Origin of the sequence: Bradyrhizobium sp. IC4060, assembly GCF_020193715.1 — a bacterium.
Lineage (GTDB): Bacteria > Pseudomonadota > Alphaproteobacteria > Rhizobiales > Xanthobacteraceae > Bradyrhizobium > Bradyrhizobium yuanmingense.
Genome location: NZ_JADYVJ010000006.1, coordinates 323,039 through 343,242 on the forward strand (window position 1 = coordinate 323,039; position 20,204 = coordinate 343,242).

Here is a 20,204-nt window from a genome sequence, read left to right on the forward strand (position 1 = left end):
GCTACTTCTCAACGTTCCAGAACACTGGGATGGCGGACGGTATCAGACCGCGCAAAGTCGCGCGATGGGCGGCCGGCTGCGCGAACTGGCCCCACGGGATTCCGGGCGCCTGATCGTACATGACCGCCTGGATCTCGCCCGCGATCTTCTTCCGGTCCGCCTCGGCCGGCGCCTTGGCGAAGGCTTCCATCAGAGGGGTGATACGCGCATCGCATTGCCAGCCGGTGAAGTCGGCACAGTTGAAGGCAACCATGACATTGGTCAGCGGCGAGCCGAGGTCGAAGCCGCCGGCGTGGACGCCATAGACGCTCCAGCCCTCCTTCTTGGCGCGGCGCGCCAGCACGCTCGCCCAGTCCATCACCTGCAGATCGACGTTGAAACCTGCAGCCTTCAGCCGCTCGGCGAGCACCTGCGCCGAAACGCGCGGGGCTTCGAGATCGTTGGCCTGCATCACGATGACGGACTCGCCGGCATATTTGGTCGCCTTCAGTGCAGCCTTCGCCGCTTCGATCGAAGGCTTTGCGGCGGCTTCCGTGCCGGCCTTGCTCTCGTATGTGGTGCCGCAGGTGAAGTAGGTCGCGCAAGGCGTGGCGTATTTGGCGTCGAGCCCGAGCGCATCCAGCACTTCGCGCTGGTCGACCAGCTTCCACAGCACGCGGCGGATTTCCGGATCATCGAACGGCTTCGAGGCCGCGTTGAGACGGTAGGCGCCGGCGAACATGTTGCCGCCGGTGAAGTTGACGAGCTTGACGCGCGTGTTCTTCTCCAGCTGCGGCAGCAGATCGAACGGCGCGTACTGCATGAAATCGATTTCGCCGGCCTGCAGCGCAGAGGCGGCAGTCGCACCATCGGGAATGACGCGGACCTCGAGCGTGTCGACATTGACGCGCTTGCCGCCAGCCAGGAAGTCCGCGGGTTCGGGACGCGGCACATAGTCGCCGAACTTCTTCAGGATCATGCGGTCGCCGGTGCGATGGTCGGCCTTGCTGTAGACGAACGGGCCGGAGCCGACGATCTCGGTGATGCGCTGGTCGCCGGGCGTCTTCGCGATGCGCTCGGGCATCATGAAAGCGACCGGGCTGACGGGATTGCCGAGTGCGTCGATGACGAGCCCGGACGGCTCCTTCAGCGTCAGCACGAAGGTTTTCGCATCGACCGGCTCGAGCGAAGCCGTGATCGCAAAAATGCGGCGGCCGAGCGCGCTGCGGGTGCCCCAGCGACGCAGCGAGGCCACGCAATCGGCTGCCGTGACGGGCTGGCCGTCGTGCCATTTCAGGCCGTCGCGCAGCGTGAACGTATAGGTCAAGCCATCGGGCGAGACTTTCCAGTCCTGCACCATTTGCGGCTTGATGTCGCCCTGGGCATCCTTCGCAAACAGCGTATCGAACACCATGTAGCCGAACGTCCGCGAAATATAGGCCGTGGAGAAGTGCGGATCGAGCGTGACGATCTCCGCCTCGAGCACCGCGACGAGATTGCCCGCCGCATGCGCGGGCGCCGCCGCCAGCGCAAGGCCGACCAGCGCGGGAATGAAAGCCTTCAGTTTGAACATTGGAGTGTTTTTGCCTTTTGACCAGTCGTTTACAGTCGCCAGGAAAAGCAATGTTCGTGCCCGCACGTATGCGCTCATAGCTAGCTGCCACGCGCTTGCAGGATGCACATACTTAGGGTTGGAGAGCGAGGCTGTCGCAGCTCGTCATTGCGAGCGCAGCGAAGCAATCCAGAGTCTTTCCGCGGTGGGATTCTGGATTGCTTCGCTGCGCTCGCAATGACGTTGGAGCAGAGAGCACAACACGCGCTGTCGCCGCCCGGCTTGATCGGGCGACCCAGTATTCCAGAGACAGCTGATGGATACGGAGAAGCCGCGGCGTACTGGATGCCCCGCCCCCGTGCGCAATTGCGCACTAGGCGGGGGATGACAGCGTCGTTGTGGCGACAGTTGGGGCCAGTGCCCTACCCGATCACCCGACCGAACTTGTTCGACTTCGGGAAACCCTTCGGCGGCAGGCGGCCGGCGTCGGCGCGGGTGCCCTGCCATTCCGCCAGCTCCTTCATGGTCGCGGAGAATTCGCGTCCTGCGGAATCCTTCCAGGTCAGGCCCGCCTTGGCGTCGAATACCGCAACGTCGGACAGGCCGCCGTCCTTGTATTTCTGCAGGCGCACGCCGCGGCCGCGGGCCATTTCCGGCACCTGGTCGAGCGGGAAGACCAGCATCTTGCGGTTCTCGCCGATGACGGCGACGGTGTCGCCCGTCACCTCGGTGATCGCGCGGGCCTCGTTCGGCATGTCCACGTTGAGGACCTGCTTGCCCTTCTTGGTGGTGCCAACGCAATCGTCCTCGTTGACCACAAAACCCTGGCCCTCGTGGCTGGCGACCAGGAATTTGCGGCCGCCCTTGTTGACGAACAGCGCGACGGGCGCGGCCTCCTGCTCGAGGTCGATGAACAATCGGATCGGCTCGCCATGGCCGCGGCCGCCCGGCAGCTTGGCGACGTCGAGCGAGTAGAACTTGCCGTTGGTGGCGAACAGCAGCAGCTTCGAGGTCGTCTCGGCGAAGAAGGCGAAGCCGAGCTTGTCGTCCTGCTTGAAGGCGAGGCCGGAGAGATCCTCGACATGCCCCTTCATGGTGCGGATCCAGCCCTTGTCGGAGACGACAACCGTCACCGGCTCGCGCTCGACGAAGGCCTCCTCGATCGCGGCGAGGTCGTGCTCGGGCGCATCCGCGAAGGTGGTGCGACGCTTGCCGAGCGGTGTCTTCGGTCCGAACATGTCGCGGACCTTGCCAACCTGCTCGCCGACCTTCTTCCACTGCTCGGCTTCCGAGGCGAGCACCGCATTGATGCCCTTGAGCTCGGCGCGGAGGTTCTTGTCCTCGGTGCGGATCTCCATCTCCTCGAGCTTGCGCAAGGAGCGCAGGCGCATGTTGAGGATGGCTTCCGCCTGCACCTCGGTGAGCTTGAACGCCTTCATCAGCTCAGGCTTCGGCTCGTCCTCGGTGCGGATGATCCTGATCACCTTGTCGATGTTCAGGTATGCGATCAGGAAGCCGCCGAGCACTTCCAGCCGGTGCTCGATCTGCGCCTTGCGGTAGTTGCTGCGGCGGATCAGCACGTCGCGCAGATGGTCGAGCCATTCGCGCAAGCACTCCGCGAGCCCCACGACCTTGGGGATGCGCCCCTTGATCAGGACGTTGAGGTTCAGCGGAATCTTGTTTTCGAGCTCGGTGAGGCGGAACAGCGATTCCATCATCAGCGCCGGATCGACGTTCTTCGACTTCGGCTCGATCACGATGCGGACGTCTTCGGCCGATTCGTCCCTGATGTCGCCGACCAGCGGCAGCTTCTTCTGGTCCAGCAGCTCGGCGACCTTCTCGATCAGACGCGACTTCTGCACCAGGAACGGAATCTCTGTGACGACGACGGCCCAGGTGCCGCGCGCGCCCTCCTCCTGCGTCCACCGCGCCCGGACGCGGAACGAGCCGCGGCCGGTGGTGTAGGCTTCCGCAATCGCCTGCTTGGAATCGACGATGATGCCGCCGGTCGGGAAATCCGGGCCCTTGACCCATTTCAAGAGGGCCTTGGATTTCGCGTCGGGCTTCTCGATCAGGTGCAGCGCGGCGTCGCACAGCTCGGCGGCGTTGTGCGGCGGGATCGAGGTCGCCATGCCGACCGCGATGCCCTGCGCGCCGTTGGCGAGCAGGTTCGGGAAGCCGCCCGGCAGCACGATGGGCTCTTTCGACTGGCCGTCGTAGTTGGCGCGGAATTCGACCCCGTCCTCGTCGATGCCCTCGAGCAGAAGCCGCGCGACGTCGGTCATGCGCGCTTCGGTGTAGCGGTAGGCGGCGGGGTTATCGCCGTCGATATTGCCGAAATTGCCTTGGCCGTCGACCAGCGGATATCGTGAGGAGAAATCCTGCGCGAGGCGGACCATGGCGTCGTAGATCGCCTGGTCGCCGTGCGGATGGAACGAGCCCATCACGTCGCCGACGATCTTGGCCGACTTCTTGAAGGCCGTGCCGGGGTCGAGCCTGAGCAGGCGCATGCCGTAGAGGATGCGCCGGTGCACCGGCTTCAGGCCGTCGCGCGCGTCCGGCAGCGCACGGTGCATGATGGTGGAGAGGGCATAAGCGAGATAGCGCTCTTCCAGCGCCTCACGCAGCGGCACCTCGTGGATTTCAGCCGGTTCTTCCGGCGGAACGATTCGTTTTCCCATGCCGCCCGGTTAAACCGTGGAAGCGAATCGGGCAAGGATCGAATGGTTCCCTGTGGGCGACGTACTAGCCTGCCCAGCCGGCTGTGACGGTCTGGGTTGGGGCTGGACCAGGTGTTTGCGCAGGCGCCGGCGCATTGGTCAGGCAACGGCGGGCGGCCTCGATCTCGGCGTCGGTCGCGCCCCGCGACCGCGCCCATGTCTCTGCAGCGGCAGCGGAATATTTCGCCACATAGTACCGCACCACCGTGCACGAGGCCCGGCGAAACGCCCCGGGCTGCGGCTCGCCAGCCATGGCGTCGGGCGCGAACGCAAGCAGCGTCGCGGACAAGGCGAATCCCCTGATCAACATTTGGGCTGTCCCCCGATGTGGAACCTCAAGCCGCAAGTCCGCGCGGGCCGATTTCGTTCCAGGGAACTGCATGCTGCTGGGCAAGGCTGGGCAGCCATTACGTCATGGCGCCGGGATCGCCGCCCTCGCGTGCTGCCGCATCAGGGCGTTGATGAAGCCGGCTCGCGCATCGGAATGGCCTTGGCCGCGCGGCTCCAGCACGTGGCGGAGCAGGAATAGGCCGGTGAGCCGAAAACCGTCCTGGAGATCCTGCTCGGTGAGATCGCCCGCGGTTTCGCCCTGGCGCAGGAACGGCGGCAGCCGCAACAGCCGGTCGCGCCACGGCTCGCCCGCGCCGCGCGATACCGCGCCGCCTGATTTCGGCGAGACATAGATCAGGTCCGTGGTCTCGCCGGTCACGGCACAATTGTCCAGCGCCAGGCCAAAACCCAGCTCGGCGAGCATCGCCAGCTCGAAATGGATCAGGTGCACGGCCGCGCTGCCGATGTCGTCGAAATCGTCGAGCGAATGCTCAAGCAGCGCAAAGATCTCTTCGTGCGGATCGCGCTCCGGCAGCAGCCGCGCGACGGAGGCGAGATGGGTGACGCCGTAGACGCCGTGGGACGATGCCAGCAGCGTTGCCGCGCGCAGCTTCAATCCCTCGATCGTATAAGTGCCCAGATGCTCGTCGAGCCGCGCCCGCCACACCGCACTGACGCTGTTCCCCGGCTGCAGCAGCGGCCGCATCCGCGAGCCGGCGCCACCGCGGACGAGGCCGAGATGCCGGCCATGCGCGCGCGTCAACAGCTCGACAATGGCGCTGGACTCGCCATGCCGCCGCACCCCCAGCACGATGCCTTCGTCGGACCATTCCATAGGGGAAGTGTAGCGGATTCCGGCGTTCAATCGTAGGGCGGATTAGCCGAAGGCGTAATCCGCCAATCGCCCGTGCACGTCAAAGGTGGATTACGCTTCGCTAATCCACCCTACGGCGCCTCACGCGTTGAACCAGTCCCGCGCGTCGCCGCTGAAGGAGAAATACAGGCCCATCGTCGTCAGCGCGCAGGAGACGATCTCGATGGCGCTGTCGAGCTCCAGGCCCTTCTCGCCGATGATCTGGCCGAGCGAGATCACCGACAACACGAGGGCCGCCGCCAGCACCCAGCGTGGCCAGTTCTTGCGATGATGCGCGGCCAGCCGGACGAAATAGAGCAACAGGAGGATCATGCCGCCGGCGAGCAGCGTCCCGGTCATGATCATCTGCTCGGTCACCGCGGCATTGGGCGTGCGGTCCTGCACGGCGACCGAGACGGCGTCCAGCATCAACGATGCATAGAGCAGCGCTTCGAAGCGCTGGACGTTGGTGGGTAGGCTCATCGAATGCCGATCTTTTCTTGGTTATTCTTTTGGGAAGTCCAGGCCCATCTCGCGATAGCGATCGGGATCGTCGCCCCAGTTCTCGCGCACCTTGACGAACAGGAACAGGTGCACCGGCACGTCCAGAATCTGCATCAGCTCTTTCCGCGAGTCGGCGCCGATCGACTTGATGGTGGCGCCGCCCTTGCCGAGCACGATCTTGCGCTGGCTTTCGCGCTCGACGTAGATCGTCTGCTCGATCCGCACAGACTTGTCCTTGCGCTCCTCCCACTTGTCGGTCTCGACCGTGGACTGGTAGGGCAACTCCTGGTGCAGCTTCTGATAGATCTTCTCGCGGGTGATCTCGGCAGCCAGCTGCCGCATCGGCGCGTCCGACATCTGGTCCTCGGGGTAGAGGAACGGACCCGGCGGCACCATGTCCGCGAGCGTCTTGCGGATGTCGTCGACGCCATCGCCCGAGATCGCCGAGATCATGAAGGTCCTTGCGAACGCCATGCGCTCGTTGGCGGCCCGCGCCAGCGCCAGCAGCTTCTCGCGCTGGACCAGGTCGACCTTGTTGATGACGAGAATCTTGTCGTGATTGACGCTGGCGGCCTTGGCGAGGATCGCCTCCGCCTCCTCGTCGATGCCCGTTTTGGCATCGAGCAGCACGCAGACCAGATCGGCATCATGCGCTCCGCTCCAGGCGGTCGAGACCATGGCGCGGTCGAGCCGGCGCTTGGGCGAGAAGATGCCGGGCGTGTCGACAAGGATAATTTGCGCGTTGTTCTCGATGACGATACCGCGGATCAGCGCGCGCGTGGTTTGCACCTTGCGCGAGACGATCGTGACCTTGGCGCCGACCAGCGCGTTGACCAGCGTCGACTTGCCGACATTCGGCGCGCCGATCAGCGCGACGAAGCCGCAGCGCGTCGCGCCGGGTGCCCCGCCGCTTGCTTCAACCGTCATTGCTGCCGCCGACGCCTTCGCGTTCGATCATCACTGACGCTGCCACTTTCTCTGCCGCGCGCTTGCTGCCGCCGATACCCTCGGCGGGGGCCAGGCCCGGCAGATCGACGGCGACACGGAACTGCGGATCGTGATGCGGGCCGGTGCGCTCGACCTCGCGATAGACAGGCGTCGGCAGTCCCTTGCCTTGCGCCCATTCCTGCAGCACGGTCTTGGGATCGCGCAAGGGCCGGCGCGGCTTGTGCATCCGCTCGGTCCAGTTGCGCTTGACGAATTCGGCTGCCGCCGCATGGCCGCCGTCGAGGTAGATGGCGCCGATCACGGCCTCGCAGATGTCGCCGAGGATGGATTTGCGCAGGCGGGCATCGGCACTGGAGCCGACCGAGCCCAGCTTGATGTCGTCGACGAGACCGAGCGACTTGGCGACGTCCGCGCAGCTCTCCTTGCGCACGAGCTCGGCAAGCCGCTTGGACAGCTCGCCCTCATCGGCGTTCGGGAAGGCGTGATAGAGCATGTCGGAGACGACGAGCCCGAGCACGTGGTCGCCGAGGAATTCCAGCCGCTGATAGCTGTCGCCTCGCTTGCGCCCGGACTTCAGGGCCGAGACATGCGTGATCGCCTGCATCAGCATATTTGGATCGGCGAAGCTGTGGCCGATCCGCGCCTCGAGCGCCGCGTTGGCATTCGTGCCCTTGGCCTTGCTGCTCCGCGGCCGTTTCTTCTTGGCAGGCGCCTTCGCCGCAGCTTCGCCCTCGGGAGCGGCTTGCACCTCGGTCGGTTGGATCGCGATGTCCTTGGCTTCGTCTTTCATCGGACGATTTTGAAGAACCGATTCCAGCGCACCGCCCACGGCCAGCGCCAGAGCATCCAGGCGTGCTCGCCTTCAGCGATGGAGAAGAAGATCATCTGGGCGCGGCCGATCAAGTGCTCCTGCGGGACGTAGCCGACCTGGCCGAGAAAGCGGCTATCGGTGGAGTTGTCGCGGTTGTCACCCATCATGAAGAAGTGGCCGGCCGGGACGGTGTAGACGTTGGTGTTGTCCATGTAGCCGTTGTCGGCGCAGTCCAGCGTCTCATAGGACACGCCGTTCGGCAGCGTCTCCTTCCAGCGCTTCACCCGGGAGATGCCGCCGCCTTCCGAGCCGCAAGGGTCCTCGCCGACATATTCGCTCATGCGCTGCCGCTCGACGGGCGTATCGTTGATGTAGAGCAGCCCGTCCCGCATCTGGACACGGTCGCCGGGAAGGCCGATCACGCGCTTGATGTAGTCGGTGGAATCGTCCTTCGGCAGGCGAAACACGACGATGTCGCCACGAGCGGGGTCCGAGCCCCAGATCCGTCCCGAGAACAGTGGCGGCGAGAATGGAATCGAGTAATGGCTGTAGCCATAGGAATATTTCGAGACGAACAGATAGTCGCCGACCAGCAGCGTCGCCTTCATCGAGCCGGACGGGATGTTGAAAGGCTGAAACAGGAAGGTGCGGATCACGAGCGCGATCAGGAGAGCATGAATGACGACTCGGATCGTTTCGCCGACGCCGCTCTCAGTTTTCGTTCCCGAAGTCACGCTCATTGCTCTCTCAATTCCGGCCGGCGATCATAGAGCGCCCTCCTCCCGCGAACGGCCCACCGGTTCGCGGCGCAAGGAGATTGTCCTGATTCTGATAGTGAGGGCCAATTCCGGCGTAAAGCCGAATTCGCCCAGGCTGATTTGCGTTCGCGGACTTTTAGACGGTTGTCGGAGGCCACGCAATCAAGGATCGCATCAAAACTGATTAAGATATTGATTTATAAAGAAAATCACAAAACGCCCGAGCCGCGATCAAGGTTTCGGCAGCGGGACGGCGGAAATGACGACAAAAGCCTGCGCCAGCGGCCAGTCGTCGGTGATCGAAAGGTCGATCCGCGCCTCGAACCCCTCCGGTGTCAGGGCCTGGAGCCGGGCCAGCGCGCCGCCGGTCAGCTGCATGGTCGGCCGCCCGCCCGGCAGGTTGACCACCCCCATGTCGCGCCACCAGACGCCGCGCCTGATGCCGGTGCCGAGTGCCTTGGAGCAGGCCTCCTTGGCGGCGAAGCGCTTGGCGTAGGTCGCCACCACCATCTTCTCGTTCTTGGCGCGCCGTTCCGCCTTGGCGCGCTCGGCCGCGGTGAAGATGCGGTCGAGAAAACGCTCGCCGTGGCGCTCGATCACCTTGGCGACGCGGGTGATGTCGATCAGGTCGGAGCCGATGCCGATGATCATGCCCGGCTCCGGCCACGATCCATCGCCGCGCGCATGCTGCGCACGGTCTCGGCCAGCCCCACGAACAGCGCCTCGCCGATCATGTAATAGCCGATGTTCAGCTCCATGATTTCGGGCAAGCTCGCGATCTTCTCCGCCGTCGCATAGTCCAGCCCGTGGCCGGCGTGAACCTCGAGTCCCGCGTCCTTCGCCAGCTTCACCCCGGCCACGATCCGCTGCCATTCAGCCTCGGCCTTGTCGGTGTGGCCATCGACGACGGCATCGCACCAGGCACCGGTGTGGATCTCGATCACAGGGGCGCGCAGCCGTGCCGCCATCTCGATCTGGGCGGGATCGGCCGCAATGAACAGCGAGACGCGGATGCCGGCCTCGCTCAGCCGCGCGATATAGGGCGCGAGCGCGCTGCGCTGGCCGACCACGTCCAACCCGCCTTCGGTCGTTACCTCCTGGCGCCGCTCCGGCACCAGGCACACCGCGTGCGGCTTGGTGGCGAGCGAGATCCGCATCATGTCGTCCGTCGCGGCCATCTCGAAATTGAGCGGCTTGGAGATCTCCGCCTTCAGGCGCGCCATGTCCTCGTCGCGGATGTGCCGGCGGTCCTCGCGCAAATGTGCGGTGATGCCGTCGGCGCCGGCCTCGATCGCGAGCAGCGCGGCGCGCACCGGATCGGGATGGCGGCCGCCGCGCGCGTTACGCACGGTTGCGACGTGATCGATATTGACGCCGAGGCGGAGCGGAGGTGCGGGCATTTCAGAACTCGCGAAATCAGAGGGAACGGCGCATGCGAGATGCGCCTATCCATTAACACGTTCGACTTTGGCGACGACCGCCTTCGCGCGCAGCTGGGCCAGGATCGCGCTGAGGTGCTTCAAGTCGTAGACTTCGAGATCGATCGTCGTCTCCGTGAAATCGGGCGAGCGGCGCTGCATGCTGATGTTGTCGATGTTGCCGTCGTGCTCGGCGATCACGGTCGCGATCTGCGCCAGCGCGCCGGGCTCATTGACGTTCTCGACCTTGATGCGGGCCGGGAAGCGCTGCGGCGCGGAATCCTCGATGTCCCAGCGGACGTCGAGCCAGCGCTCCGGCTCCTCCTCGAAATCCTTCAGGGCCGGCGCCTGGATCGGATAGATCGTGATGCCCTCGCCCGGCGTGACGATGCCGACAATGCGATCGCCGGGGACGGCGCCGCCGTTCGGCGCGAACTTCACCGGAAGGTCGGAATTGATGCCGCGGATCGGGATCGCGACCGGGCTGCGCGACTGTTCGGAGACCCCCTTCTCCTTGAGCTTGGCGGCAAGGCCCTTCTTGACGCCGTAGCGCGCGATGCGCTCCTCCTTGTAATCCGGGTACATCGCACGCGCGACATGGGAGGCCTTGATCTCGCCGCGCCCGACCGCCGCCATGACGTCCTCGATCGATGTGCGCGCGAGCCGCGGCAGCGCGCCCTTGAGCTTGTCGTCGGCGTATTCAATCTTGGCGCGCTCGAACAAGCGCTCGACGATGCGCCGGCCGAGCCCGACATATTGGTCGCGCACCGCGGTGCGCGTGGCGCGGCGGATCGCGGCACGCGCCTTGCCGGTGACGGCGAGCGTTTCCCAGGCCGAGGGCGGCGCGGACTGCGCCTCCGAGGTCAGCACCTCGACCTCGTCGCCGTTCTGAAGCTCCGAGGACAGCGGCGCGAATTTGCCGTTGATCTTGCAGCCCACCGCGCTGTTGCCGACGTCGGTATGCACCGCATAGGCGAAGTCGATCACGTTGGCATGGCGCGGCAGCGCGATCAGCTTGCCCTTCGGGGTGAAGCAGAACACCTGGTCGTGGAACAGCTCGAGCTTGGTGTGCTCGAGGAATTCCTCCGGGTTCGCGCTTTCCGAGAGGATGCCGATGGTGTGGCGCAGCCAGGCGAACGCGTTGGACTCGCGCTTGAGGAATTCGGTCGGCGAACCCACGCCCTCCTTGTAGAAAACGTGCGCGGCGATGCCGCGCTCGGCGATCTGGTCCATCGCCTCGGTGCGGATCTGCAGCTCGACGCGCTGGTTGCCGGGGCCGATCACCGTGGTGTGGATCGAGCGGTAGTCGTTCTGCTTCGGCGTCGAGATATAGTCCTTGAAACGTCCGGGCACGACCGGCCAGGTGGTGTGGACGATCCCGAGCGCGCGATAGCAGGCCTCGACGTCGCTGACGACGAGGCGGAAGCCGAAGATGTCGGACAATTGCTCGAAGCCGACCGACTTGCGCTCCATCTTGGTCCAGATCGAGAACGGCTTCTTGCGCCGGCCATAGACCCGCGCCCCCAAGCCCCGGTGGCGCAGATTGTTGGAGAGCTGGTCCTCGATCTCGCCGATCAGGTTGCGGTTGCGCTCAGCCAGCGCGTCGAGCCGCTGCATCACCACCGAATAGGCTTCGGGATCGAGGGTGCGGAAGGACAGATCCTCCAGCTCCTCGCGCATTTCCTGCATGCCCATGCGCCCCGCCAGCGGCGCATAGATGTCGAGCGTCTCCTCGGCGATGCGCCGGCGCGATTCCGTCGGCACGAAGTCCAGCGTGCGCATGTTGTGCAGACGGTCGGCGAGCTTGACCAAAAGCACGCGGACATCGTCGGCAATGGCCAGCAACAATTTGCGCAGATTCTCGGCCTGCTTAGCCTCCCGCGACACCAGCTCCAGCCGCTTCAGCTTGGTCAGGCCATCGACCAGCGCGCCGATCTCCGAGCCGAAGATCTGATCGATCTCAGCCCGCGTTGCCTCGGTGTCCTCGATCGTGTCGTGCAGCAGCGCGGCCACGATGGTGGCGTCGTCGAGCTTGAGGTCGGTGAGAATCGCAGCCACCTCGAGCGGATGCGAGAAATACGGATCGCCCGAGGCGCGGGTCTGCGAGCCGTGGGCCTTCATGGCGTAGACGTAGGCACGGTTCAGCAGGTCTTCGTTGGTGTTGGGATTGTAGGACCTGACGCGCTCGACGAGGTCATATTGACGCATCATCCGGGCGCGAGGCCTGGCGGGGCGCGCGACCGGCGCAGTCGGGGCCACGGCAACCGATTCGGTTGCGGCCTGCATCTGCGTGGATCTGCGGCGCCGATATACCATGCCGTCCTGCCTTCAAACGGGCTTGAGCCGGCCCGCTGCATACATCCTAACTCCGATCGCGCTCGTGTCCGATCAATTCAGTGACAGGGCCAAGCACCGACCGCAGCGCTATGGTAACCACGAAAAGGTCAACAAAAGCAAAGGCCCGAACGATCGTTCGGGCCTTTGATATGATCACAAGAAGAAGATGATCGCGATGGAGGAATTACTCGTCTTCCTCGGGCTGCTCCTCGGGAGGCGCGAGGCCTTCCAGGCCCTTCAGCAGCTCCTCCTCGGTCATGCGCTCCACGGCGACCTCGGTGTCGTCGGCATCGACGCTTGCCCCCGCGGAACCGATCAGCGGCACTGTATCCGGCTCGGGCTCGTCCACCTCGACGAACTTCTGCAACGAGTGGACCAGCTCCTCGCGGAGGTCCTCCGGCGAGATCGTCGTCTCGGCAATTTCACGCAAAGACACAACAGGGTTCTTGTCGTTATCGCGGTCAACCGTTAGTTGTGAACCGGATGAAATCATGCGGGCACGGTGGGCGGCCAGCAGGACCAAGTCAAACCGGTTGTCGACCTTGTCGATACAATCTTCTACGGTGACGCGAGCCATGGACTGTCGCTCCGTTGTGGGTGGGACGAAATATGTGGATGATTGGGGCTAGTTATAGGGGCCGGGACGGTTTCGCAAGACCATTTTGTGATTTGGCCTCGCCAAACCGCTCTGCTACCCCCACATTGGGGCTGGGACGGGTGGTTTTCCGGGCTGCCGTTGGGGGCGGCCCCGGGGTGTATGCAAGTCCGCCATAACTATACCTTGATTGCCCCGACTTCTCCGGATTTGCGGTTTCGACGGGTTTCTGCGGCACTCTAGAACTGCGCGGCCTGTTGTCGCCGCGCCAACAAAAAACGATCAATCACGAACGCTACGCGAGCAAACTGAATGTCACCTTCTCCTACCAACAAGATCGCGCTCTTCATCGACGGGGCCAATCTCTACGCGACGGCGAAAACCCTCGGCTTCGACATCGACTACAAGCGCCTGCTGAAGGAGTTTCAGAGCCGCGGGACGTTATTGCGGGCGTTCTATTACACCGCCATCATCGAAGACCAGGAATACTCCTCGATCCGCCCGCTGATCGACTGGCTGGACTACAACGGCTACACGGTCGTCACCAAGGCGACCAAGGAATTCATCGACGCCTCCGGGCGCCGCAAGGTGAAGGGCAACATGGACATCGAGCTCGCCGTCGACGCCATGGAGCTCGCCGAGCACATCGACCAGATGGTGCTGTTCTCGGGTGACGGCGACTTCCGCTCCCTGGTCGAGGCCGTCCAGCGCCGCGGCGTGCGGGTCACGGTGGTCTCCACCATCGCCAGCCAGCCGCCGATGATCGCCGACGAGCTGCGCCGCCAGGCCGACGTCTTCACCGACCTCGTCGAGCTGCAATCCAAGCTCGGCCGCGATCCGTCCGAGCGCCCCGCCCCGCGTGACCGCGGCGAGCGTGGTGAACGCCACCACGCCCCGCAATTCCTCCAGCGCGCGACCACGACGGCGCCGAGGGGCGATGACGACTTCGAGGAGTGAGGCGGCCCGGTCAAGCCGCCAGCCTCTCACAATCGTTCCCGACCGTGACTGCCCGCTCTGCCCGCGCCTGGTCGCCTTCCGCGAGGCGAACCGCGCGCGCGAGCCCTCGTGGCACAATGCGCCGGTTGCGCCCTTCGGCGACATCAAGGCCCGCCTCCTGATCGTGGGCCTCGCCCCGGGAATGCAGGGCGCCAACCGCACGGGGCGGCCGTTCACGGGCGATTATGCCGGCGACCTGCTCTATGCCACGCTGATCGAATACGGCTTTGCGAGGGGCACCTATCAGGCGCGTCCCGACGACGGCCTGAAACTCGTCGACTGCCGGATCGCCAATGCCGTGCATTGCGTGCCGCCGCAGAACAAGCCGCTGCCGATCGAGATCAACACCTGCCGCCAGTTTCTCGTGGCCAATCTGGCGACGATGCCGAAGCTGCGCGCGATCGTCGCGCTCGGGCGAATTGCGCACGACAGCGTGCTCAAGCCGCTGAATTTGAAGGCCTCGCAAGCCCCCTTCGGCCACGGCGCGGTGCATCAGGCCGGCGCGTTCAGGCTCTACGACAGCTATCACTGCTCCCGCTACAACACGAACACCGGCGTGCTGACGCCAGACATGTTCAGATCCGTGTTCGCGAAGGTGAAGGCGGATCTCGATTAGCTAGAGCATGATCCGGAAAAGTGCGTAGCGGTTTTCCGAAAAGATCATGCTCAAACAATAAGCTAAAGCGCGATGACGATTCATCCTAATCGCATCGCGCCTTATTGACGGGATTTGCCTTGAGCCAGGCCAGCACGTCGCCGGCGTTCCGGTCGGGCGGAAACACCGGATAGAACACGTGCGTGATCCTGGCGTCGTCGATAACAAGCGCGAGGCGCTTGATCAGCGTCAGGCCCGCGACCTCCATGGTCGGCAAGTTCAAGGCGCGCGTCAGCGCCAGCTTCTCGTCCGAAAGCACCGGGAACGGCAGATGCAGGCGCGACGCCATCTCGATCTGATAGTCGTTGCTCTGGGTCGAGAGGCCGAACACGTGCGCGGCGCCGGCGGCCTTCAGCTCGGCGTAGAGATCGCGAAAGGCGCAGGTCTGGGGCGTGCAGCCGCGCGCTCCGGGGATCATGTCCCAATCGTCGACCAGCGCGATCTTGCCGGGCTCGCCGGTGCGGGGATAGGCGAACACCACGGTGCGGCCGCGCAAAGCCGACAGGGTGACCGATGTGTCGTCGGTCGCGAGCAGGCCAATCGGCGGCAACGTCATGCCTTCGAGATGCGCGGCGGCGCCATCGTCGGAAGGCGCGGGAATCTGGCTCCAGTCGACCTCGAGCAGGTTCCGTTGATTCATCTCGTCATCCCCTCGCCCGCAGCAGCCGGCCCTTCTCCCGGCTCCAGTCGCGCTTCTTCTCGGACTCGCGCTTGTCGTGCAGCTTCTTGCCCTTCGCAACCGCCAGCTGCAGCTTGGCCCGGCCGCGCTCGTTGAAGTAAAGCTTGAGCGGGATCAGCGTCATGCCCTCGCGGTCGACCGCGCCGATCAGCTTGTTGATCTGGCGGCGGTGGAGCAGCAGCTTTCGCGGCCGCTTGGGCTCGTGGTTGAAGCGGTTGCCTTGCAGGTATTCGGGAATGGTGGCGTTGATCAGCCAGATCTCGCCGTTCTTCGAATCGGCATATGATTCCGCGATCGTGCTCTTGCCGTTGCGGATCGACTTGACCTCGGTGCCGGTCAGCGCAATGCCCGCCTCGATCGTGTCCTCGATGGCGTAGTTGAAACGCGCCTTGCGATTTTCCGCCATCACCTTGATCGGACGTTCGTTCTTATCGGCCATGACGGGCAAACCTGATCGAGATGCGCTCGGATTCTAACAGTTCGGATGAAGTGGACGCGTCACTTCTTGAGGAGATCGCGGATCTCCGTCAGCAGCTCGACCTCGGCCGACGGCTTTGGCGGAGCAGCGGGTGCCGCCTCCTCCTTGCGCTTCAGCGTATTCATGGCGCGGATTACCAGGAACAGCACGAAGGCGACGATGATGAAGTTGATCGTCAGCGTCAGGAAGCTGCCGTAAGCAAGGACGGCGCCTTGCTTTTTGGCATCCGCCAAGTTGGTTGCGGTGACCGCCTTCGACAAGGGGATGAAGTAGTTCGAGAAGTCGAGGCCACCGGTGACCGCGCCGATGATCGGCATGATGACGTCACCGACCAGCGAGGTGACGATGCCGCCGAAGGCCGCGCCGATGATGACGCCGACCGCGAGATCGACGACGTTGCCCTTCATGGCGAACTCGCGGAACTCCTTGAGCATCCGCGCGCCCTTTTCCTCCACGCTCATGAAAGGCTCCCCCGAACGGCTAATGCGTCAGTTGACCAGACCTGCGTGAACCATCGCGCTGCGCACGGCAACCCGCGTCGGCTCGGACACCGGAACCATCGGCAGCCGCAGCGTCTCGTCCAGCTTGCCGAGCAGCGACATCGCGTACTTGATCGGCGCCGGATTGCTCTCGATGAAGAGGTTGTTGTGCAGCGGCATCAGCTTGTCGTGGATCGCGAGCGCCGCCTTGGTGTCGCCCTTCTGCCAGGCGGCGTGGAACTCCGAGCACAGGCGCGGCGCGACGTTCGAGGTCACCGAGATGCAGCCATGGCCGCCATGGGCCATGTAGCCGATGATGGTGGCGTCCTCGCCCGAGAGCTGGTTGAAGTCCTCGCCCATCGCCGCGCGCTGCTGCGACACGCGGACCATGCTGGCGGTGGCGTCCTTGACCCCGGCGATGTTCTTCAGCTCCCACAGCCGCTTCATGGTGTCGACCGACATGTCGATCACCGAGCGCGGTGGGATGTTGTAGATGATGATCGGAATGCCGATCGCATCGTTGATCGCCTTGAAGTGCTGGTACATGCCTTCTTGCGTCGGCTTGTTGTAATAGGGCGTGACGATCAACACGGCGTCCGCGCCCGCCTTTTCGGCGTGCTGGGAGAGCTCGATCGCCTCCTTGGTCGAGTTGGAGCCGGCGCCGGCGATGACGGGCACGCGGCCCTTGGCTTCAGCGATGCACCATTCCACGACCTTCTTGTGCTCGTCATGACTGAGCGTCGGGCTCTCGCCGGTGGTGCCGACCGGAACGAGGCCGTTGGTGCCCTCGGAAATCTGCCAATTGACCAGGGAGCGAAACGCCGCCTCGTCGAGCGAGCCGTTCTTGAACGGGGTGACCAAGGCGGTGAACGACCCTCGGAATTTCGTCTTGGCTGCCATGGACTTCCTCCGTACGCGGCGATCTCTTGAGCAAGCCCCCTTCATATCGGGTCTATCCGGCCGGTAAAAGACCCGGGGTCGGTGCCAGGCTGGGTTTAGGCCGCGATTTTGCCGCGGTGCTGGTGCAAATCGGCCCGAGGTAAGCGGCTGTTGGTATTTTCTCCGCATATTCAAGCAAATTCAGCTAGGTCTTGAGCCACTTCACTGATTCGGGGCGACGAAACGCCGTGACCTCCTTTGCATCTGCCGCGTGGCGATCCCTGAGTATGGCATTGTGCCTGATGGCCGGGCTGTCGATGGACTGCGCCGCGTTCGCCAAGTCCAACGAGACGGCCGCGGAGACCAAGGATCCCGCCAAGCCAGCAGCCAAGGACGCCTCGAATGGCCCGGCCAAAGGATCGACCAAGGAAACGGCGAAGGATACAGCCAAGGGAACCGGCAAGGACGCCGCGAAGGCCGCAAAGGGTACGCTCGGCACCCCCGCCAAGGACGCCGCGAAGAAGCCGGATGCCGGCAAGAACGCCAGCAAGGAACCGGCGAAGGACAAGCCCAAAGACAAATCCAAGCCTGCGGCCACCGCTCCTGCTGCCACGACCCCTGCAGCTGCACCTAAGGCAGCGCCGACTGCGAGCGGCTCGCCGCCCAAGGCAGCCCCCGCCCCGGCCGTGACTGCCACCGTCAAACCGACTGCGCCGGCCCCGGCCAGACCGGCCGCAGCTCCCATACTGGCGCCTGCAACGCGCCAGCATGCAGCGCCGCGCAAGCCGGTCATCCCGGCCGCCGTGGCTGCGACGTCGTCGACGTCGCAGGCTGACAAGGACACCCTGGAGAGCGTCATCGAGCTCGTGCGCAAGCGCAAGGCCGGCGACGCCACCAATGCCGCGGCCGGCATCTCCGATCCGGTCGCGCGAAAGCTCGCCGAATGGATCATCCTGCGCAGCGAGGACAACGGCGCTACCGTGGAACGCTATCGCGCCTTCCTCTCAGCCAATCCGAGCTGGCCATCGCAGACCTTCCTGCGCCGGCGCCTCGAGGCCGCGATGTGGGACGACAGGCGCGACGAGTCGGTCGCGTGGTCGTGGTTCGAGAACGAATCGCCGATCTCCGCCAAGGGACGCTTCACGCTGGCCAGGGCGATGCTGGCGCGCGGCGACCGCGCCAATGCCGAGCGGCTGGTGCGCGACGCCTGGCGCGCCGATCCGATGTCGGAGGACACCGAGAACAACGCGCTCGACCAGTTCGGCGCCCTGCTCACGCCAGGCGACCAGAAAGCGCGGATGGACAACCTGCTCTACGGCAGCGAGAACGAGGCGGCGCTACGCGCCGCCAAGCGTCTCGGCGCCGGCTATGTCGCACTCGCCAAGGCCCGCATCGCCGCGGTCAAGAAAGCGCCGAACGCGCGGGCGCTGCTCGATGCCGTGCCGCGCGAGTTGCACGGCGATCCCGGCTTCATCTTCAGCAAGATCCAGCTGCTGCGCCGCGAGGAGAAGTTCACTGAAGCCGCCCAGCTGATGCTGTCCGCGCCGAAGGATCCGGGTCGCCTCCACAATCTCGATGAATGGTGGATCGAGCGGCGCCTCCTGGCCCGCAAGATGATCGACACCGAGGAATTCCGCAGCGCCTATCTGATCGCGCGCGACGCCGCCCTGCCCTCGCGCGACATCTACAAGACCGAGCAGGAGTTTACCGCCGGCTGGATCGCGCTGCGATTCCTCAACGATCCCGCGACCGCCGCCCAGCATTTCGCCCGCATCGGGGTCGGCAGCGTCAATCCCACCGCGCTGGCGCGTGCCGGCTATTGGCAGGGCCGCGCTGCCGAGGCGATGGGTCGCCAGCAGGAGGCACGCAATGCCTATGCGCGGGCGGCCGAGCAATCGACCAGCTATTACGGCCAGCTCGCGCGCGCAAAGCTCGGCCTGCCGCAGATCGAGCTCAACAGCCAGCCGCGCGGTCGCGGCGCCGAGCGGCTCGAGATCGTGCGCGCCGCGCAACTGCTCTACGAGCTGGACGAGCGCGAGTTCGCGATACCGCTGCTCGCCGACATGGGCGAGAACGGCGATCCCGAGGCGCTCGCGGGCCTCGGCGAGCTCACCCAGCGCTACAGCGACGCGCGCGGCATGCTGCTGCTCGGCAAGGCCGCGCTCAACCGCGGCCTCCCGTTCGACTTCTACGCCTACCCCGTCAACGGCATCCCTCAGTTCACGCCGATCGGCCCCGAGGTCGAACGCAGCATCATCTATGCGATTGCGCGGCAGGAGAGCGCGTTCAACCCGTCGGTGGTCTCGCCGGCGCAGGCCTACGGGCTGATGCAGGTGACGCCGGATGCCGCCCGCTACGTCTGCAAGCGCCACGGCGCAACCTACGACCTGGGGCGGCTGAAGAACGACTCCGTCTACAACGCCACGCTCGGCTCGGCCGAGCTCGGCGGACTGCTCGAGGATTATCGCGGCTCCTACATCATGACGTTCGCCGCCTACAATGCCGGCCGCGGCAGCGTGAAGAAGTGGGTCGAGCGTTACGGCGATCCGCGCGACCCCAAGGTCGACGCGGTCGACTGGGTCGAGCTGATTCCGTTCTCCGAGACGCGCAACTATGTGCAGCGGATCATGGAAAACCTTCAAGTCTACCGCGCCCGTTTCGGCGGCGGCACCCGCTTGCAGATCGAAGCCGATCTGCGCCGCGGCGCCGTCAGCGTGCAGTAACGGGCGTCGATGGCCCGTTAGAATCAGAGCCTGGTTGCTGGGCAGGGCTCGGCAGGATTCGTCGACGGCACCAGCGACCTGACGATAGAATTGCGCCAAGCGTTCCCACGCACCGGTTAGCTTATGCCTCACAAGGCTGGGAACGTGTCACGCTGCGCGTGGTCGGTGCGTTCCTGTTCGCAGCCGTGATCTCGTCGGGCCTCGCGACCGGCGGCTCCCCCCTTCGGCAAGAACCGCCATCCTGCCCAGCCACAGGTAACCGGCATCCAGAATCGCTATTGCCTGCAAGAACGGCGTTGGGAGAATCCTGGCAACTGCCAGTTGTCCAATTACAGCCAGTGCATGGCGACCGCGTCGGGCACAATCGATGCCTGCGGTCTCAACCCGACCTATGCCTTCAAGGAGTGGAAGGGCCTGAGATGGTAGTTTGATAGCACTTTGCCGACATTCCAGCTTGCGAGCCAACAAGGTCCGCACGTTAGGCGAAGCGCTACGCTCCAAAGAAAAACC

The 20,204-nt window shown here is 64.8% G+C and carries 20 protein-coding genes; 4 read left to right on the plus strand and 16 right to left on the minus strand.

The features are described 5' to 3' along the window. Nucleotide 1: 1 nt before the first annotated feature. From I6F16_RS22070 to rpoZ, 12 genes are all read right to left on the minus strand, one after another. Nucleotides 2-1,552 (minus strand): ABC transporter substrate-binding protein, encoded by a 1,551-nt coding sequence (locus tag I6F16_RS22070; RefSeq protein ID WP_225113871.1) that lies wholly within the window; start codon nucleotides 1,550-1,552, stop codon nucleotides 2-4. A 401-nt stretch (nucleotides 1,553-1,953) separates the two neighbouring features. After that, complete coding sequence (gene parC / locus I6F16_RS22075; RefSeq protein WP_036015009.1) at nucleotides 1,954-4,212, minus strand: DNA topoisomerase IV subunit A; 2,259 nt, start codon at nucleotides 4,210-4,212, stop codon at nucleotides 1,954-1,956. A gap of 64 nt (nucleotides 4,213-4,276) precedes the next feature. After that, nucleotides 4,277-4,561, minus strand: coding sequence for a hypothetical protein (locus tag I6F16_RS22080; RefSeq protein WP_036015015.1), 285 nt, complete (start codon nucleotides 4,559-4,561; stop codon nucleotides 4,277-4,279). 102 nt (nucleotides 4,562-4,663) lie between these two features. Beyond that, nucleotides 4,664-5,416, minus strand: coding sequence for a DNA repair protein RecO (gene recO / locus I6F16_RS22085; protein ID WP_225113870.1), 753 nt, complete (start codon nucleotides 5,414-5,416; stop codon nucleotides 4,664-4,666). 120 nt (nucleotides 5,417-5,536) lie between these two features. Then, nucleotides 5,537-5,917, minus strand: a complete 381-nt coding sequence (locus tag I6F16_RS22090) for a hypothetical protein (RefSeq protein WP_036039208.1) — start codon at nucleotides 5,915-5,917, stop codon at nucleotides 5,537-5,539. 21 nt (nucleotides 5,918-5,938) lie between these two features. Continuing rightward, nucleotides 5,939-6,865: a GTPase Era gene (era, locus tag I6F16_RS22095; RefSeq protein WP_036025516.1), complete on the minus strand. Its 927-nt coding sequence runs from the start codon at nucleotides 6,863-6,865 to the stop codon at nucleotides 5,939-5,941. Beyond that, complete coding sequence (rnc, locus tag I6F16_RS22100) at nucleotides 6,855-7,676, minus strand: ribonuclease III (protein ID WP_036015029.1); 822 nt, start codon at nucleotides 7,674-7,676, stop codon at nucleotides 6,855-6,857. The genes era and rnc overlap by 11 nt, the downstream gene beginning before the upstream one ends. Beyond that, the gene (gene lepB / locus I6F16_RS22105) at nucleotides 7,673-8,437 is read right to left on the minus strand and encodes a signal peptidase I (protein ID WP_036015031.1); all 765 of its coding nucleotides are present in this window, start codon (nucleotides 8,435-8,437) and stop codon (nucleotides 7,673-7,675) included. The genes rnc and lepB overlap by 4 nt, the downstream gene beginning before the upstream one ends. Before the next feature lie 249 nt (nucleotides 8,438-8,686). Next, the gene (gene acpS, locus I6F16_RS22110) at nucleotides 8,687-9,106 is read right to left on the minus strand and encodes a holo-ACP synthase (RefSeq protein ID WP_025036721.1); all 420 of its coding nucleotides are present in this window, start codon (nucleotides 9,104-9,106) and stop codon (nucleotides 8,687-8,689) included. Next, nucleotides 9,103-9,855, minus strand: a complete 753-nt coding sequence (locus I6F16_RS22115) for a pyridoxine 5'-phosphate synthase (RefSeq protein WP_057029760.1) — start codon at nucleotides 9,853-9,855, stop codon at nucleotides 9,103-9,105. Before I6F16_RS22115 ends, acpS begins: the two co-directional genes overlap by 4 nt. 45 nt (nucleotides 9,856-9,900) lie before the next feature. Then, a complete protein-coding gene (locus tag I6F16_RS22120) occupies nucleotides 9,901-12,189 on the minus strand; it encodes a bifunctional (p)ppGpp synthetase/guanosine-3',5'-bis(diphosphate) 3'-pyrophosphohydrolase (protein WP_036015037.1) in 2,289 nt (762 codons plus the stop codon). A gap of 205 nt (nucleotides 12,190-12,394) precedes the next feature. Continuing rightward, the gene (rpoZ, locus tag I6F16_RS22125; protein WP_007603391.1) at nucleotides 12,395-12,787 is read right to left on the minus strand and encodes a DNA-directed RNA polymerase subunit omega; all 393 of its coding nucleotides are present in this window, start codon (nucleotides 12,785-12,787) and stop codon (nucleotides 12,395-12,397) included. A 330-nt stretch (nucleotides 12,788-13,117) separates the two neighbouring features. Here rpoZ and I6F16_RS22130 point away from each other — a divergent pair, with 330 nt between their 5' ends. Further along, complete coding sequence (locus I6F16_RS22130; RefSeq protein ID WP_036015038.1) at nucleotides 13,118-13,762, plus strand: NYN domain-containing protein; 645 nt, start codon at nucleotides 13,118-13,120, stop codon at nucleotides 13,760-13,762. After that, nucleotides 13,743-14,417 (plus strand): uracil-DNA glycosylase, encoded by a 675-nt coding sequence (locus tag I6F16_RS22135; RefSeq protein ID WP_036025518.1) that lies wholly within the window; start codon nucleotides 13,743-13,745, stop codon nucleotides 14,415-14,417. Before I6F16_RS22130 ends, I6F16_RS22135 begins: the two co-directional genes overlap by 20 nt. A gap of 85 nt (nucleotides 14,418-14,502) precedes the next feature. On the opposite strand, the gene I6F16_RS22140 is transcribed toward I6F16_RS22135, so the two are convergent. Genes I6F16_RS22140 through dapA form a run of 4 tightly spaced genes read right to left on the minus strand, consistent with a single transcriptional unit; the run spans nucleotide 14,503 to nucleotide 16,992 of the window. Next, on the minus strand, nucleotides 14,503-15,096 hold the full coding sequence (locus I6F16_RS22140) for a peroxiredoxin (RefSeq protein WP_036025520.1): 594 nt from the start codon (nucleotides 15,094-15,096) through the stop codon (nucleotides 14,503-14,505). Nucleotides 15,097-15,100: 4 nt separating this feature from the next. Beyond that, nucleotides 15,101-15,574, minus strand: a complete 474-nt coding sequence (gene smpB / locus I6F16_RS22145) for an SsrA-binding protein SmpB (protein ID WP_025036727.1) — start codon at nucleotides 15,572-15,574, stop codon at nucleotides 15,101-15,103. Between the two features lie 59 nt (nucleotides 15,575-15,633). Next, nucleotides 15,634-16,047 carry a large conductance mechanosensitive channel protein MscL gene (gene mscL, locus I6F16_RS22150; RefSeq protein ID WP_036039223.1) on the minus strand — a complete coding sequence of 138 codons (414 nt, stop codon included), beginning with the start codon at nucleotides 16,045-16,047 and terminating at the stop codon, nucleotides 15,634-15,636. A 54-nt stretch (nucleotides 16,048-16,101) separates the two neighbouring features. After that, nucleotides 16,102-16,992: a 4-hydroxy-tetrahydrodipicolinate synthase gene (dapA, locus tag I6F16_RS22155; protein WP_036015047.1), complete on the minus strand. Its 891-nt coding sequence runs from the start codon at nucleotides 16,990-16,992 to the stop codon at nucleotides 16,102-16,104. A gap of 281 nt (nucleotides 16,993-17,273) precedes the next feature. On the opposite strand from dapA, the gene I6F16_RS22160 reads away from it, so the two are divergent. After that, nucleotides 17,274-19,694: a lytic transglycosylase domain-containing protein gene (locus I6F16_RS22160; protein ID WP_225113879.1), complete on the plus strand. Its 2,421-nt coding sequence runs from the start codon at nucleotides 17,274-17,276 to the stop codon at nucleotides 19,692-19,694. Nucleotides 19,695-19,958: 264 nt separating this feature from the next. Next, entirely contained in the window at nucleotides 19,959-20,120 is a 162-nt protein-coding gene (locus I6F16_RS22165) for a DUF3551 domain-containing protein (RefSeq protein WP_345960951.1), read from the plus strand. The last annotated feature ends 84 nt before the right edge of the window (nucleotides 20,121-20,204 follow it).